Origin of the sequence: Vibrio sp. 05-20-BW147, assembly GCF_013369385.1 — a bacterium.
Taxonomy (GTDB): domain Bacteria; phylum Pseudomonadota; class Gammaproteobacteria; order Enterobacterales; family Vibrionaceae; genus Vibrio; species Vibrio floridensis.
Genome location: NZ_SZTO01000007.1, coordinates 192,583 through 205,232 on the forward strand (window position 1 = coordinate 192,583; position 12,650 = coordinate 205,232).

Below are 12,650 nucleotides of genomic sequence, written 5' to 3' on the forward strand. Positions count from 1 at the left end.
AGAGGAAATAACCTGTATTTGAGTAGCATAATACACGTGATGATAACGGCGCGCTACTCATTAGCGCCTGATATTGGTTGACACAGCGTTCGATCGTTGCTCGCTCATGCAGATTGTCAAACACTCCCGGTGTCATTTTGACTTCATCAAACAGCGATTTGACCAATTGCAGTTTCTCCGGCATGGCAGTTTCTCCGGCATGGCAGTTTTTCTTAAGCTAATAAGTTCAAACTGTTCTGCGTATTTCATTGCGATTGCACCTTGCGGCTTGACCTGATCTAGCTCATTCATTAATGACCGCACTTGATGTTTGAGCTCTATGGGAAGCGTCACATCATAGATAAACGGCCTCAACCACAGCCATACTTGTGTGACGATCAATGCAACAAAGATCATGAGTAACGCAATTAATAGAATCTCAATAGCAAAATTATTCATCATTCACTCCTCTTAATCAGCATCACTTCGGTCAGCCACTGTTCAGGAGGCACTTCGCTTCTTCGGTTTAAGAACTTCTCAATACCCATCGGCTTACCTTTGGTTTTTATTTTCTTCGCCCGGGTCAAGGAGGAAGCAAATGACCAAGCATTACCAAGAAACTGATATTCGCCTTTATGCTGAACCGCATATACTGCCATCGATGGCAGCATACCTGCGACAAATTTGCCCTTTGCTTCAACTGGATAAGAGACTGGCATACAAGTAGTGAACTCAAAAATGCCCGTTTTCAACGACATCGAATGGTAGAGATTAAACAGTTCGCCACACACCGGAACGCGATATTCGGCGATGTAATCATGCAGATTGTCGAAATGACGCTGCATCAACTCCCCAACCTGCTCGACTGTCGCGCTGCCTTTTACACCGATGTAATGAACCTGAGGCATAACGCGCTCACCAAGATCCGTTAACTTGCAGTAGACATGTCCGGTTTCAATAGCACTTTTTAGCATCCGTAAACCACGGGTGTAATCCATACCGAGTAATGCACCAAACGTCTGACGGAAAAAGAACATATACCAAGGCAACTTACCTTGAAACTGCCACTCTACCCGAGCCCCTTTTCCTTCAGGAGAGACATTGAAATAGACAGTCGCCTCGCCTTTAAAGGGCTTAAGATAGTGCAGATTGAACACCAACTGATGATCATAAAGGTGCATGAGCTCCATTTTTCCAGCGCCTATCCGTTCTCCTTTCCAAGCATACTGAGCGCCTGGCTGTTGCTGAAAGGTACTAAACGTCACTTCGCTTTTCGGTTCCAAAATCAACCAAGGAGACCATTTGGCCCAAGTGCTAAAGTCACTGATGTAATCGATTACCTTATCGGCATGTTTGTCGATATAAAGACTTCTGCTAACACAAACCCCTGTCATAGCAACACCCATGTAAAATCCCTAGATGTGATTTAAGCAACTCATTGATACTAACGAACTCCCAAACAGAATGAAAGCAAACAGTTATTCACTTTCGATCGCACTATTTGACATATTTAACACTATCGCCACTTACCAAGCTAAACGTCGTTCTAGGAATAACAATTAAATGATAGAAGTCACAATCTAGACTTAAAAACGAGACTTCTCCTGTCGTTCGGAGAATGATTGGACACATTGTTTGCATCCTCTCCAATTTGTTGAGAATACGGACAGGTTAGCGGTGTCATTAGGAGTCTTCATGCGACAAAAAAACCAACAACAAACTCAGTGGTATACACATTGGCGCGCATTTTTAAGCCTGCTGTTGCTAAGTTGTTTTTCCTCCTTCGCTCATGCATCAAATCGAGCAATGGAAGCGTGGGAATGGATCGAACAAGGTGCGCTCGTTGTGGATGTGCGTACACCGGCGGAGTTTCAGCAAAAACACATTGAAGGGGCAGTAAACATCCCTTTGAATGAGCTGGCGAAAGGCTTTAGTAAGATCGACAAGGGCCAGCCGATAGTTCTGTACTGCCGCAGTGGTAATCGTTCCGGCCAAGCGTACGATTTCCTCACGCAATCTGGCTACACGCTGCTGTTAAATGGTGGAGGCATTGAAGAAATGCTGGCCGTCAAACCAGAAGAATAATCCATCAAGCAGAAATGAAGAAGGCGCTCAATCCAGAGCGCCTTTTGTGCTTTTTAGCCAGCGAAAAAAGCTAATGCAAACACCACGACCATCATCACTACAATGGTAATGAATAGTGTGGATGGTTTTCCACCACCACCTTTCGGCGCTTGATTACAACATCCCATAAGTCACCTTACTTTTGGATTAACGACTAGAATAGGTATAAACCTTTGCCTTGGGGTAAGGTCAAACGGTAATGCATTAACGTAATCAGCGAAAACAAACCTCCGCCCAACGCGCGAGACCTGCGGTGACTGAGCCGAAGTAGTTGCCGCTGACAACGGGTACATTCGGTAACTCGCTCTCTACAGCTTGGCGTAAGATCGGTGAGCGAGCGGAACCACCCGTCATAAAGATAACATCCGGTTTCACGCCACCTTGTTCCACCGCTTCTTTCACTAGCTCCACCATTTTGCTCTTTGGTGACTCAATTGCTTCAATCATTTCGCTCTGGCTCACATCCACATGTAAGTGTTCCGAAAACAGATTGAGGGCAACTTGATATTGTTCACTATCCGACAAGGCAATTTTTGCCTCTTCAGCCCGTCTGACGATCTGATAACCGAGCGTTTCATGGTAAACCTTGAGCAGGCGCGCCAGTTTCTCTGGCTCTTGGGCTTCTTTGTGCAGCAGCTTCAGCGCCGCTAGATTGGCTCTTCCATAGAAGTCGTTTTGCGCTTGAACGTTGTTAATGGCGATCGGGTTCCAAAACTGCGTCCTGGGCATATCAATACCACTCAGTGCTTTGCTGCCAAACCCAAATGGCGTCATCAGTTGACGAAACGCGAGATAAATATCGAGGTCGTTACCACCAATTCGCTGGCCGGAATGGGCAAGCAAGCTGCCTGCACGCTCGGTTTTTCCACGCCAGCTTGGCCCCATTTCAATCAGAGAGCAGTCAGTCGTGCCCCCGCCAATATCGACCACCAGCACGGTTTTGTCTTGCTGCAGGCTTGCTTCGTACTCTAGACCTGCCGCTACCGGCTCAAATTGAAACTCGATGCGTTTAAAACCAGCACGTGTCGCCGCGCGACGTAAAATGCCTTCGGCCTGATGGTTTGCCTCTTCACCACCTCGCCCATGGAAGTTGACCGGACGGCCAATCACCGCATCACGAATCACCGCTTGCGCCGAATGTTCTGCGTTGGTTTTGATGTTGGCCATCATGGCGCAAACCAGATCTTCGAAGAAGCTCAGTTGCACATCATGCAGGCCAGAGGCGCCAAGAAACGATTTAGGTGATTTAACGTAATAGAGATCCGTTGGGTCTGCCAAATAGCGATCAAGCGCCGCTTGGCCAAACACCACATCTTCAGGGTGCAGCTCAATGCTCTCTTCTCGATTGACGTTGATGGCTCGGCGCAATACCTGTTCACCCACTTTGTCTAGTGGCTTGATATCGCGATGACGAAATAAATGCTCGGAAACCGATTCACGCGTCGGGGCGGAAAGTGTTGAAGGAATATAGTGACTGGATCCTTCAATAGCGAGTAGCTCTGGCTCGCCATCTTGCATTCTCGCCACTGAACAATTCGCTGTTCCATAATCGAAACCAATGTACATAACACCTCCTGCCGAAAAAAGGTCGGCAATGCTAACGCAGCGCCCATCAAATAGCCAGTAAAAGCCAAACAACTGGTAACCAAAGCAAACGTGATTTTTCGCTTGCATTAAGGAGACACCAAGTAATCGATTGCTTTAACAGTCATCGATTATGACTTTATTATCAATAAGATAACGAAATTTATGTGCAACAAGATCCTGTTCACAGTTCCTGCTTTTAGGGAGGGCTTTCCCTCCCCCAACTTGTTTGAGATCAAATTTAACTTCACCATTCCTATGACAAAGTAATAACCAGAAGAGGAATCATTATTAACTAACAACGATGGAGCAATCCAAATGGCAAGTGCATTTTTTATCCCTACCGTGAACCTAATGGGCGCTGGCTGCCTAAAAGACGCAGCAGATAGCGTTAAGGCTCAAGGTTTTACCAAAGGTTTGATTGTTACCGACAAAATCCTAAATCAAATCGGTGTGGTCAAGCAGGTGCAAGACCTTCTTTCTGAGCGTGGTGTCAGTGCAGTCGTGTTCGATGGCACACAGCCAAACCCAACAATCAGTAACGTAAACGCAGGCTTAGAGCTTCTGAAGCAAAACGATTGTGACTTTGTGATCTCGCTAGGTGGCGGTTCTCCGCACGACTGCGCTAAAGGTATCGCCTTAGTGGCTTCAAATGGTGGCACCATTGCAGATTACGAAGGTGTCGACAAATCAGCGAAACCAATGCTACCGCTGATTGCGATTAACACCACCGCAGGTACTGCGTCTGAAATGACTCGCTTCTGCATCATCACCGATGAAGCACGTCATATCAAAATGGCAATCGTTGATAAACACACCACGCCGCTTATCTCTGTGAACGATCCGGAACTGATGTTGGCAAAACCCGCATCACTAACGGCGGCAACAGGTATGGATGCACTGACTCACGCGGTAGAAGCGTACGTTTCTATTGCAGCGACGCCGATTACCGATGCAGTTGCGATCAAAGCGATTGAGCTTATCCAAGCCCACCTTCGTACTGCGGTTGCACATGGTGACGATATTGAAGCGCGTGAGCAAATGGCGTACGCACAGTTCATGGCAGGTATGGCGTTTAACAATGCCTCTCTGGGTTACGTGCATGCGATGGCGCACCAGTTGGGTGGCTTCTACGATCTACCACACGGTGTCTGCAACGCGATCTTGTTGCCACACGTACAACGTTACAACGCACAAGTTTGCCCAGAGCGTCTACGCGATGTCGCGAAAGCAATGGGGGTGAATGTCGAAGGTATGAGCGCAGAGCAAGGAGCAGACGCAGCGATCGAAGCAATTGTGCAGCTAGCGAAAGATGTGGGCATCCCAACAGGTATTCGCGAGCTTGGTGCAAAATCAGAAGATATCCCAACCTTGGCTGACAATGCACTCAAAGACGCTTGTGGTTTCACTAACCCGAAACAAGCGACACACGAAGAGATCTCGGCGATTTTTGAAGCAGCAATGTAATCATCTCAAGGTGTTCGAGTTGATATGAACAAAGCGCTCTTCGGAGCGCTTTTCTCATTGTGACATTGACGTTTAAATGGAGTATTCCTAAACAGAGGTCATCATGCTCGAGGCACTAACCAAAACCCGGAATCAAATGAAGTGGTAACCGATCCAACATCAAGTAGAGATAGCTCTTGCCATAATCGGTTAATGTCCAGGCAAAGCCCGCCATGTTAATCATCGCCATCAACCAACTCATCACGAGGAAAGGTGTATTACCCACTTTATGACTCAAAACCACATGAGCAAAGAATGCCCCGGGCCAACCGCCAATCAATGCCAGAACATAAAACAACATTTCTGGTACTCTTGGCTTGCTCTCCTTGGCTGCGGAGACATCAAATGCGCATATCACAAAAGTGACTGCGCTGATAAAGAAATAGTGTAAGACGGCTAATGCCGGATATCTGAACAACCAAATTCCTGCGAAAACAGCAGTGAGAAAAATAATGGCAACCCCAATAGCAAAAGAGAAAACAAACGCTTTTTGTACTGTCACTGCGATAACTTGACCATGCTTGTTACGCTCAACTTCAAAAGTAACCACATCATGCAGCGCCGCTGTGCCAATAACTTCTGCTTTATTGAAATAAACCATTTCTCCTGAACCATCGATTTTTATAAAACCATTACCTTTGTCTTGGCTCCATTGAGCAATTCTTCCTTTGTACGCCATACTTATGCCCCAAAAGTGATTGATTTAACAGAACACAGCTCTCCTAGTGGATAAGTATAGGTCAGAATTCGACGGGTATTGGGTATATACTCAAACTAATCAAGTCAAAGGGATTCCGCCAAAAGGAACGTTGCAATGAAATGGACAAGTCTGTGTTTAGGAACCGTGCTGCTGGGGCTGGTGTCGTTTTCCACTCTAAGTGAGGAATTAAAACTAACGAAAATCGCTTCGGGTTATCAAATTCCTTGGGGAATGGAATTTATCGACAGTGCCAACGCCGTCATTACCGAGAAAAATGGCCGTATTTCGTTGCTCGATGTCACTCAAGGTCAGAAAACCCCACTCTATCAAGTCACCAATGTCGACGACTCAGGTCAAGGCGGCTTGCTTGATGTTGCCTTATCCCCCATCACACGTCAGCAGATCTATTTTACCTTTTCGAAAGAAGTCGATACTGGCACAACCGTGGTACTGGCCACAGCCCGTTTGCAAGACAAAGCGCTCTCCGACTGGCGAGAGCTGTTTGTCGCGGATGCGGTGTCAACAACCGGTCGCCACTTCGGCAGTCGTATCGCCTTCGACGACAACAATCACCTTTATATCTCCATCGGTGATCGTGGCGTTCGAGACAACGGCCAAGATCCGAGCAACCACGCTGCCACCATTTTGCGCCTGACACTCGATGGAAAAACACCCAGTGACAATCCTTTCATCAACAATAGCGAAGTGAAAAAGGAGATATGGAGCTATGGTCATCGCAATCCGCAAGGGCTGTTTTTCGATGGCAAAACGCAGCAACTCTGGTCTGTTGAACATGGTCCAAGAGGCGGCGATGAGATCAACCTCATCCAAGCCGGAAAGAACTACGGCTGGGCGAAAACCTCCCATGGCAAAGAGTATTGGGGCCCAGTACGCGTCGGCGAAGCAGAATCATTACCGGGCATTGAAGAGCCATATTGGGTCTATATACCATCAATCGCACCGAGCAGTTTGGTTCTGTATCGCGGTGAGCGTTACCCAAGCCTCAACGGCAAGCTGCTTATCGGAGCGTTAAAACTCACCCACGTCAATGTGGTAAGTGTAAAAGACAGCAAACTTGAAGAGATTGGCCGCCTATTTGAAGCGTTAAATGAACGGATTCGTGATATTGCCATCAGCCCTGATGACTATCTGTACTTCACCACTGATAACGGCAACATTTACAAAATCGTTCGGTAATCAAAAAGGATTGCCAACCACAAATACAGTGAAGTCGTGCTTGTTATCTGCGCTTTTCTTCTGATTTTCGAGGCAGATACAAATAATCACCATATAAATTTTCGGGAAAGGGATAAACTGCGATGAGCGCTAATAAAATGGACGCCACATGACACCGATAGCACTAGAAATCAAAAGAATACAAGCAGTAGTGTTTGATTTGGACAACACCCTTGTCAGCTGCGAACTCAATTTCTCACAACTTAGAGCCGAACTAGGTTGCCCGCAAGAGATGGATTTACTCAGCTTTGTGGATGCGATTGAAAACCACGATGTTAGGCAGCAAGCTGCGCAGACCATTTTGGATCGCGAACTTTCCGATGCGCAGCACGCCTCCCCGCTTTCAGGTTGTCACGATTTGCTTCACTATCTCAGAAAAGAAGGCATTCGTACGGCAATTGTGACCCGTAATTGCCTCGAAGCAAGCGAGTTGAAACTGCGCCACACTGGTATTGAAGTAGAGGTACTGTTAACTCGCGAGCACGGTGCACCCAAGCCAGATCCTCAATCGCTCATCACGTTAACGAAGCAATGGCAGTTGTTGCCAGAGCAAATACTGTATGTCGGTGATTATCTTTATGACCTGCAAGCAGCTTTCAATGCGTCAATGCCCTCTTGTTTGGTGACTAATGGTGAAGACAAAGGGTTTTCCAGCCAAGCCTCTTTGTGCGTCGCTAGACTGGATGAACTATTGCAAACGTTGCAACAGCAACGTGCTTAACTCTCCACTCACTGCGGTCAACCCAATGCCCGTTTACCGAAAAGAAAAGCGCCATTCCGGCGCTTTTCTTCATTCGATTGATCGTTTAATCCGTTAGATAACGCATTCAGTGGCCATCTCAGCTTTTTGAGTGGCTTTTTCAATCAACTGTTGAAGATTTTTGTCAGCAACTGTTGCCATCACTTTGTCCAATAATGCTTGCGCACTATTTTCTGAAGAAGCACTGACTAGACAGGAATATGTATTTGCGATTTTTTCCTGCGCACTCAATAGTGCTTGTGGATCGCTCAAGTCCGTTGACATTAAATCTTCCACTGACGCTACGAGTTCTGTCGCTGTCGCGGCGGCTTCACCGAACTGCTCTAGGGTCAAGGTACTAAAATCGAACGATTCAACTTGCTGGCTTATCTCATCTACAGCTTTGTTCGCTGCAAGTTGTGCTTGCTCAATAGCTTTGGATGCATCGTCACACCCCCAAAGAGCAGCCAGCGATACCAACATTACAACCTTACTTTTCATCTGCAAACTCCACTGATATTAGATTTCCATCAAATGCTACTCAAAACCCTCTATAAAACGAATAGAAAATCCGTAAGCATATATTGCTTAAGTCGTTTCGACCGTTTGTCGCGACTAAACAAGATGACCGCCCGTTGTTCAACCATCATTGCCTTCTGCCACCATGTAGATCTCTCTCGCAATTGCACATCGAAAAATACCGTTTACCAAGCAAACGTTCTCTGTAAGCTTATAATTCTTCGATAAAAAGTAACGATTAAGGAAACAAAAAAATGAAAGCCTCTACTCTGGCGATTGCAACGATAGTCATGCTCACTGGCTGTGCATCAGACCCCTTTGGCCAGCTATCCAATGATCATCAATTGACAAATCAACCCGTAGCAGCAATGCAGATTTTTCCGAGCAACTTCCAAGTAGCGGTTTACTCTGGTACAGAGAAAGATGGCTATTTCGTACCAAATAAAATGATTTATGACGATCAACCGCTGTCTGATTTTGCCGTGTTCAATGTAGAGCCCAACCAATTGATCGCAATCTTGGATGTCAAACCGGCCACCAGCAAAGATAAGCGAGACAAATTTTCTATTTGTTACCAAGGCGGTTCGGTTTTAGCCTTCTTTGTTCCGGAAGTCGCTACAGATAAAACCTACTACACTGCATACTTTAACTACCGTTATTCATCGGGACGTTTATCAACGGATGTCTACGACAACGCGGAAGAGGTCAGCAAACAAATTTTTGCCGATGCGTACCCCAACTTGGGGCCTATTGAAGCGTTGCCAGTGAAGCAGCTAAAGGTAAAAGAAGGCTGCTAAATGCAGCCCAAGGTATCGATTCAAAGAGCCATTGATCGTGGCTCTTATCCCGTTTGCACTAACCGCCAAATCCACTTACAAACCCTCAGCAGAAAAGCGTGCACTCCTCGCTTGTGATAAGCTGCAGTGCGTTTGCGACATCAACTCCGCCAAGGTAATCGCCGGATTTTCCATCACCAAACGCTGTAATTTGTCTTCCAGTGGCTCTAGCTTCTCACTGTGTGAAGCCAACGCCAATTGCATTTTTTTGACCAAGTAGCTGGCCGAGTTTTCTTCCAAGCGCCTTACTTGGTCATAAAACGCCTGAAGTGCTAAGGCTTCGCCAGCAATTTGCCAATGGCGAGATCGACGAACGCGCTTAAGTTCACAACCATGATCCGCCGCCACGCTTTTCAAATGCTTTGTCGTCTCTCCACCAATACGATGAATCAAGGACGGTAAAGCAATCACAATGATAGTGTCTGCTACTTGCTTTATTTTCACTGCTATTCTTCACTGTCCTTCACAATGTCATCATTCGACGTCAGTTGATAACGCACATGGCCTTGCTCACCGAGAGTAAAAATCCAGACACTATTGTCCGATTCAAATCGATATTGATTTTCGGTCTCTAAAGGCTGTAGCTGGCTAAGAAACTGCGCCATTTCTTTCTCTGCAATGACAAACGAACCTTGAGAGGTGTTGTTGTCCAGATCATTCGCCACCTCAATTTGCCTGGTCGACACAGGCAGAACATCTGGCAGCCACCCTCTTTCAAAGAGTTGATCCGCTTGAGCATGCTGGTAATTATCATAGTGGCTTTGAACTATATCAGAGCACCCCGCTAAAACGAGGAGCAAAAGAAGAAAACGCGCTTTCATCGGTCTATCCATTTATTTCAGTGATAACAAGCGAGCAAAAATCGCCAAAACATTCAGCGAAATTGTATAAGAAAAACGACTTGGCGTTTGTACCGCTCTGTCAAAGATTGGTAAGAACTAAACTGCTTTTTTCTATTGGTAATAAGGCGTACAGTGCCAACGCATTTAAAAACAATGAGGAAGATTAGCATGGCACTATTGTGTGAAACCGAGCGTTTGATTGTTCGCCATTTTGAGCTGAGTGACAGCGATTTCATCATCCAACTGCTCAACCAAGCGTCGTTTATTCGCTACATTGCTGATAAAAACGTGCGCACCACCGAAGATGCGATTCAATACCTCACCAACGGCCCCATCGCCAGCTACCAACACTACGGCTTTGGTTTAAGCATGGTGGCGCTCAAAGCGTGTGGCACGCCTGTGGGTATGTGCGGCGTGCTAAAACGACCAGAGTTGGAACACCCAGATCTCGGCTACGCGTTTTTAGAAAAACATTGGCGCCAAGGCTATGCAGAAGAAGCCGCCAAAGCAGTATTGGCAAACGCTTTTGAACGTTATCAGTTGGAGCAGATTTTGGCCGTCACGCTACCAGACAACCAAGCCTCCAATGGATTATTGCAAAAACTCGGCTTTAGCCAACTTGGCACCAAAGAACTCTATGGCATGGAGAATAATTTGTACGGTATTGTGGGGTAGCAGATCACGCCAAGCCACACCTTTACTACCATTTCACCTTATCTATCACGATAGCTCCGTCGAACTCTGACTGGCAAAATGACGACCAACAGCAAGTTAAGTGAATTTCGCCGAACGTTTTTCCGCAGATAATGTAAAAACGTTCTTATACTAAAAAGAAAGAGTTGCGCTTCACTCTTCGAACATCACACAGGTGTAATGGCGCGAAATGACCTTACGAAAATTCGCTCGCCTGATTATATTGAGTTCAACTTCTGAACAACGGTAACAAACGATGCGTTTTTTTTCTCAAACCTTCGTTTCCACCTTTTAATCAATGTTAACTAACTGGAATTTTGTGATGAAACCAATAAAACAGTTTGTAAAAAAAGCGTCAGTGATAAGCCTAAGTCTTCTTTCTCCTTTTGCACTTGCCGCGAGCTACGATACCGTCATCCTAAATGGTAGAGTCATTGACCCAGAAACCAAATTTGATGCCATTGCCAATATCGGTATCAAGGATAACCAAATTGTCACCATCACGACGGATGCCATCAGCGGCGATAAAACCATTGATGCCACTGGAAAAGTGGTAGCCCCAGGTTTTATTGATGTTCACGCCCACGGGCAGAATATTGGTGACTATCGCATGCAAGCGATGCAAGGGGTCACCACCATGTTGGAGTTAGAATCCGGCGTGCTACCCATTTCCAGTTGGTATGATGAGCAAGGCAAGAAGGGATTACCATTGAACTATGGCGCCGCAGCAGGCTGGACATATGCTCGAATCGCAACCTTTAGTGGTACCCAACCTGAAGCCACCGCGGACTATTTTCAAAAAGCGCAATCACGCAACGATTGGAAGATGGATATCGCAACCCCTGAGCAACAAGAGAAGATTCTTAAGCTGATCGAGCAAGGATTGGATGAAGGAGGCTTAGGCATCGGTATTAATGCTGGCTATGCACCAGGCCATGGACAAAAAGAGTATTACGCCCTAGCGGAGCTTGCCGCGCAACGAGATGTGGCAACCTATACACACGTTCGCTATGCCAGTAATGCCGAGCCACAAAGCTCTTTTGAAGCGGTAAAAGAACTCATCGGTAATGCGGCGATTACAGGGGCTCATATGCATTTGTGCCACATTAATAGCACATCACTCAAGGACATCGATACCATTTTACCTATGGTCGAGAAAGCCAAAGAACAAGGGATTAATGTTACGGTAGGCGCTTATCCCTACGGTGCAGCAAGTACGGTTGTTGGCGCGGCGATGTTCCAAGGTGAAGGGTGGCGTGAGCGAATGGGCTCGACTGCAGAAAACTTCCAGCTTGGCAAAGAGCGTATGTCTGAAAAACAATTGGCTGACTATCAAGCGAACAATCCGGGAACCTTTATTGTTTGGCACTTCCTAGATGAGAATAACCCAGAAGATCTGGCGAAACTGGATGCGTCAATTTTAAGCCCAGATGTACTCATCGAATCCGATGAAATGTTCTGGATGCACATGGATGAAGAAGGGCATGTAGACAACTATGCTGGTGATGAATGGCCGTTACCAAAAGATTTATTCTCTCACCCTCGTTCGAATGGTACTTTTGCCAAAGTGTTGCGTGTGTATGTGAGAGAGCGTGCGTTGCTTTCGATGTCAGAAGCCATTCGTAAGATGACCCTAATGCCTGCGCAGCTGCTCGAAGATTTCGTTCCGCAGATGAAAAATAAAGGCCGAATTCAACCCAATATGGATGCCGACATTGTTGTCTTTGACCCAGAAACCATCTCTGATGTCGGTACTTACCAAGATCCAAACCACCCTGCAGTAGGTGTACATTGGTTGCTGGTCAACGGTGAAATCGTGGTGAACAATAGCGAATTAGACACGACAGTGAAAGCCGGTAAAGCGATTCGCCGTACAAAAAAATAATCCAACA

Annotated in this window: 14 protein-coding genes; 7 read left to right on the forward strand and 7 right to left on the reverse strand. The window is 46.3% G+C overall.

What is annotated here, in order from left to right:
* Nucleotides 1–132 precede the first annotated feature (132 nt).
* Entirely contained in the window at nucleotides 133–438 is a 306-nt protein-coding gene (locus tag FC652_RS20560) for a hypothetical protein (protein WP_255199149.1), read from the reverse strand.
* A complete protein-coding gene (locus FC652_RS08455; protein ID WP_176298221.1) occupies nucleotides 438–1,385 on the reverse strand; it encodes an SRPBCC family protein in 948 nt (315 codons plus the stop codon). Before FC652_RS08455 ends, FC652_RS20560 begins: the two co-directional genes overlap by 1 nt.
* Before the next feature lie 289 nt (nucleotides 1,386–1,674).
* On the opposite strand from FC652_RS08455, the gene FC652_RS08460 reads away from it, so the two are divergent.
* Nucleotides 1,675–2,064 (forward strand): rhodanese-like domain-containing protein, encoded by a 390-nt coding sequence (locus tag FC652_RS08460; protein WP_176298222.1) that lies wholly within the window; start codon nucleotides 1,675–1,677, stop codon nucleotides 2,062–2,064.
* Between the two features lie 252 nt (nucleotides 2,065–2,316).
* On the opposite strand, the gene yegD is transcribed toward FC652_RS08460, so the two are convergent.
* Nucleotides 2,317–3,669 carry a molecular chaperone gene (gene yegD, locus FC652_RS08465; protein ID WP_176298271.1) on the reverse strand — a complete coding sequence of 451 codons (1,353 nt, stop codon included), beginning with the start codon at nucleotides 3,667–3,669 and terminating at the stop codon, nucleotides 2,317–2,319.
* Between the two features lie 336 nt (nucleotides 3,670–4,005).
* Here yegD and yiaY point away from each other — a divergent pair, with 336 nt between their 5' ends.
* The gene (gene yiaY / locus FC652_RS08470) at nucleotides 4,006–5,154 is read left to right on the forward strand and encodes an L-threonine dehydrogenase (protein ID WP_176298223.1); all 1,149 of its coding nucleotides are present in this window, start codon (nucleotides 4,006–4,008) and stop codon (nucleotides 5,152–5,154) included.
* A gap of 115 nt (nucleotides 5,155–5,269) precedes the next feature.
* Here yiaY and FC652_RS08475 read toward each other — a convergent pair whose 3' ends face one another.
* Complete coding sequence (locus FC652_RS08475) at nucleotides 5,270–5,872, reverse strand: DUF1294 domain-containing protein (RefSeq protein ID WP_176298224.1); 603 nt, start codon at nucleotides 5,870–5,872, stop codon at nucleotides 5,270–5,272.
* 135 nt (nucleotides 5,873–6,007) lie between these two features.
* On the opposite strand from FC652_RS08475, the gene FC652_RS08480 reads away from it, so the two are divergent.
* Both FC652_RS08480 and FC652_RS08485 read left to right on the forward strand, forming a co-directional pair.
* Nucleotides 6,008–7,090, forward strand: coding sequence for a PQQ-dependent sugar dehydrogenase (locus tag FC652_RS08480; protein WP_176298225.1), 1,083 nt, complete (start codon nucleotides 6,008–6,010; stop codon nucleotides 7,088–7,090).
* Between the two features lie 148 nt (nucleotides 7,091–7,238).
* Nucleotides 7,239–7,850: an HAD family hydrolase gene (locus FC652_RS08485; RefSeq protein WP_176298226.1), complete on the forward strand. Its 612-nt coding sequence runs from the start codon at nucleotides 7,239–7,241 to the stop codon at nucleotides 7,848–7,850.
* A gap of 93 nt (nucleotides 7,851–7,943) precedes the next feature.
* On the opposite strand, the gene FC652_RS08490 is transcribed toward FC652_RS08485, so the two are convergent.
* Nucleotides 7,944–8,369, reverse strand: coding sequence for a hypothetical protein (locus FC652_RS08490; RefSeq protein ID WP_176298227.1), 426 nt, complete (start codon nucleotides 8,367–8,369; stop codon nucleotides 7,944–7,946).
* A gap of 272 nt (nucleotides 8,370–8,641) precedes the next feature.
* Here FC652_RS08490 and FC652_RS08495 point away from each other — a divergent pair, with 272 nt between their 5' ends.
* Nucleotides 8,642–9,184 carry a hypothetical protein gene (locus tag FC652_RS08495; RefSeq protein WP_176298228.1) on the forward strand — a complete coding sequence of 181 codons (543 nt, stop codon included), beginning with the start codon at nucleotides 8,642–8,644 and terminating at the stop codon, nucleotides 9,182–9,184.
* Nucleotides 9,185–9,259: 75 nt separating this feature from the next.
* On the opposite strand, the gene FC652_RS08500 is transcribed toward FC652_RS08495, so the two are convergent.
* Entirely contained in the window at nucleotides 9,260–9,667 is a 408-nt protein-coding gene (locus FC652_RS08500) for a ribosome recycling factor family protein (RefSeq protein ID WP_176298229.1), read from the reverse strand.
* Nucleotides 9,668–9,669: 2 nt separating this feature from the next.
* The gene (locus FC652_RS08505) at nucleotides 9,670–10,056 is read right to left on the reverse strand and encodes a hypothetical protein (protein ID WP_176298230.1); all 387 of its coding nucleotides are present in this window, start codon (nucleotides 10,054–10,056) and stop codon (nucleotides 9,670–9,672) included.
* 177 nt (nucleotides 10,057–10,233) lie between these two features.
* Between FC652_RS08505 and FC652_RS08510 the strand changes: the two genes are divergently transcribed.
* Together FC652_RS08510 and FC652_RS08515 are read left to right on the forward strand one after the other, a co-directional pair.
* Nucleotides 10,234–10,740 (forward strand): GNAT family N-acetyltransferase, encoded by a 507-nt coding sequence (locus FC652_RS08510; RefSeq protein WP_176298231.1) that lies wholly within the window; start codon nucleotides 10,234–10,236, stop codon nucleotides 10,738–10,740.
* 340 nt (nucleotides 10,741–11,080) lie between these two features.
* A complete protein-coding gene (locus tag FC652_RS08515; protein WP_176298232.1) occupies nucleotides 11,081–12,643 on the forward strand; it encodes an amidohydrolase family protein in 1,563 nt (520 codons plus the stop codon).
* Nucleotides 12,644–12,650 lie beyond the last annotated feature (7 nt).

What these genes read in the sequence shown, in the direction of transcription:
- FC652_RS08510 (WP_176298231.1), top strand. Translation starts at nt 10,234, where the DNA reads ATGGCACTATTGTGTGAAACCGAGCGTTTGATTGTTCGCCATTTTGAG.
- FC652_RS08485 (WP_176298226.1), top strand. Translation starts at nt 7,239, where the DNA reads ATGACACCGATAGCACTAGAAATCAAAAGAATACAAGCAGTAGTGTTT.
- FC652_RS08505 (WP_176298230.1), bottom strand. Translation starts at nt 10,056, where the DNA reads ATGGATAGACCGATGAAAGCGCGTTTTCTTCTTTTGCTCCTCGTTTTA.
- FC652_RS08480 (WP_176298225.1), top strand. Translation starts at nt 6,008, where the DNA reads ATGAAATGGACAAGTCTGTGTTTAGGAACCGTGCTGCTGGGGCTGGTG.
- FC652_RS08495 (WP_176298228.1), top strand. Translation starts at nt 8,642, where the DNA reads ATGAAAGCCTCTACTCTGGCGATTGCAACGATAGTCATGCTCACTGGC.
- FC652_RS08475 (WP_176298224.1), bottom strand. Translation starts at nt 5,872, where the DNA reads ATGGCGTACAAAGGAAGAATTGCTCAATGGAGCCAAGACAAAGGTAAT.
- FC652_RS08460 (WP_176298222.1), top strand. Translation starts at nt 1,675, where the DNA reads ATGCGACAAAAAAACCAACAACAAACTCAGTGGTATACACATTGGCGC.
- FC652_RS08455 (WP_176298221.1), bottom strand. Translation starts at nt 1,385, where the DNA reads ATGGGTGTTGCTATGACAGGGGTTTGTGTTAGCAGAAGTCTTTATATC.
- FC652_RS08490 (WP_176298227.1), bottom strand. Translation starts at nt 8,369, where the DNA reads ATGAAAAGTAAGGTTGTAATGTTGGTATCGCTGGCTGCTCTTTGGGGG.
- FC652_RS20560 (WP_255199149.1), bottom strand. Translation starts at nt 438, where the DNA reads ATGAATAATTTTGCTATTGAGATTCTATTAATTGCGTTACTCATGATC.
- yiaY (WP_176298223.1), top strand. Translation starts at nt 4,006, where the DNA reads ATGGCAAGTGCATTTTTTATCCCTACCGTGAACCTAATGGGCGCTGGC.
- FC652_RS08515 (WP_176298232.1), top strand. Translation starts at nt 11,081, where the DNA reads ATGAAACCAATAAAACAGTTTGTAAAAAAAGCGTCAGTGATAAGCCTA.
- yegD (WP_176298271.1), bottom strand. Translation starts at nt 3,669, where the DNA reads ATGTACATTGGTTTCGATTATGGAACAGCGAATTGTTCAGTGGCGAGA.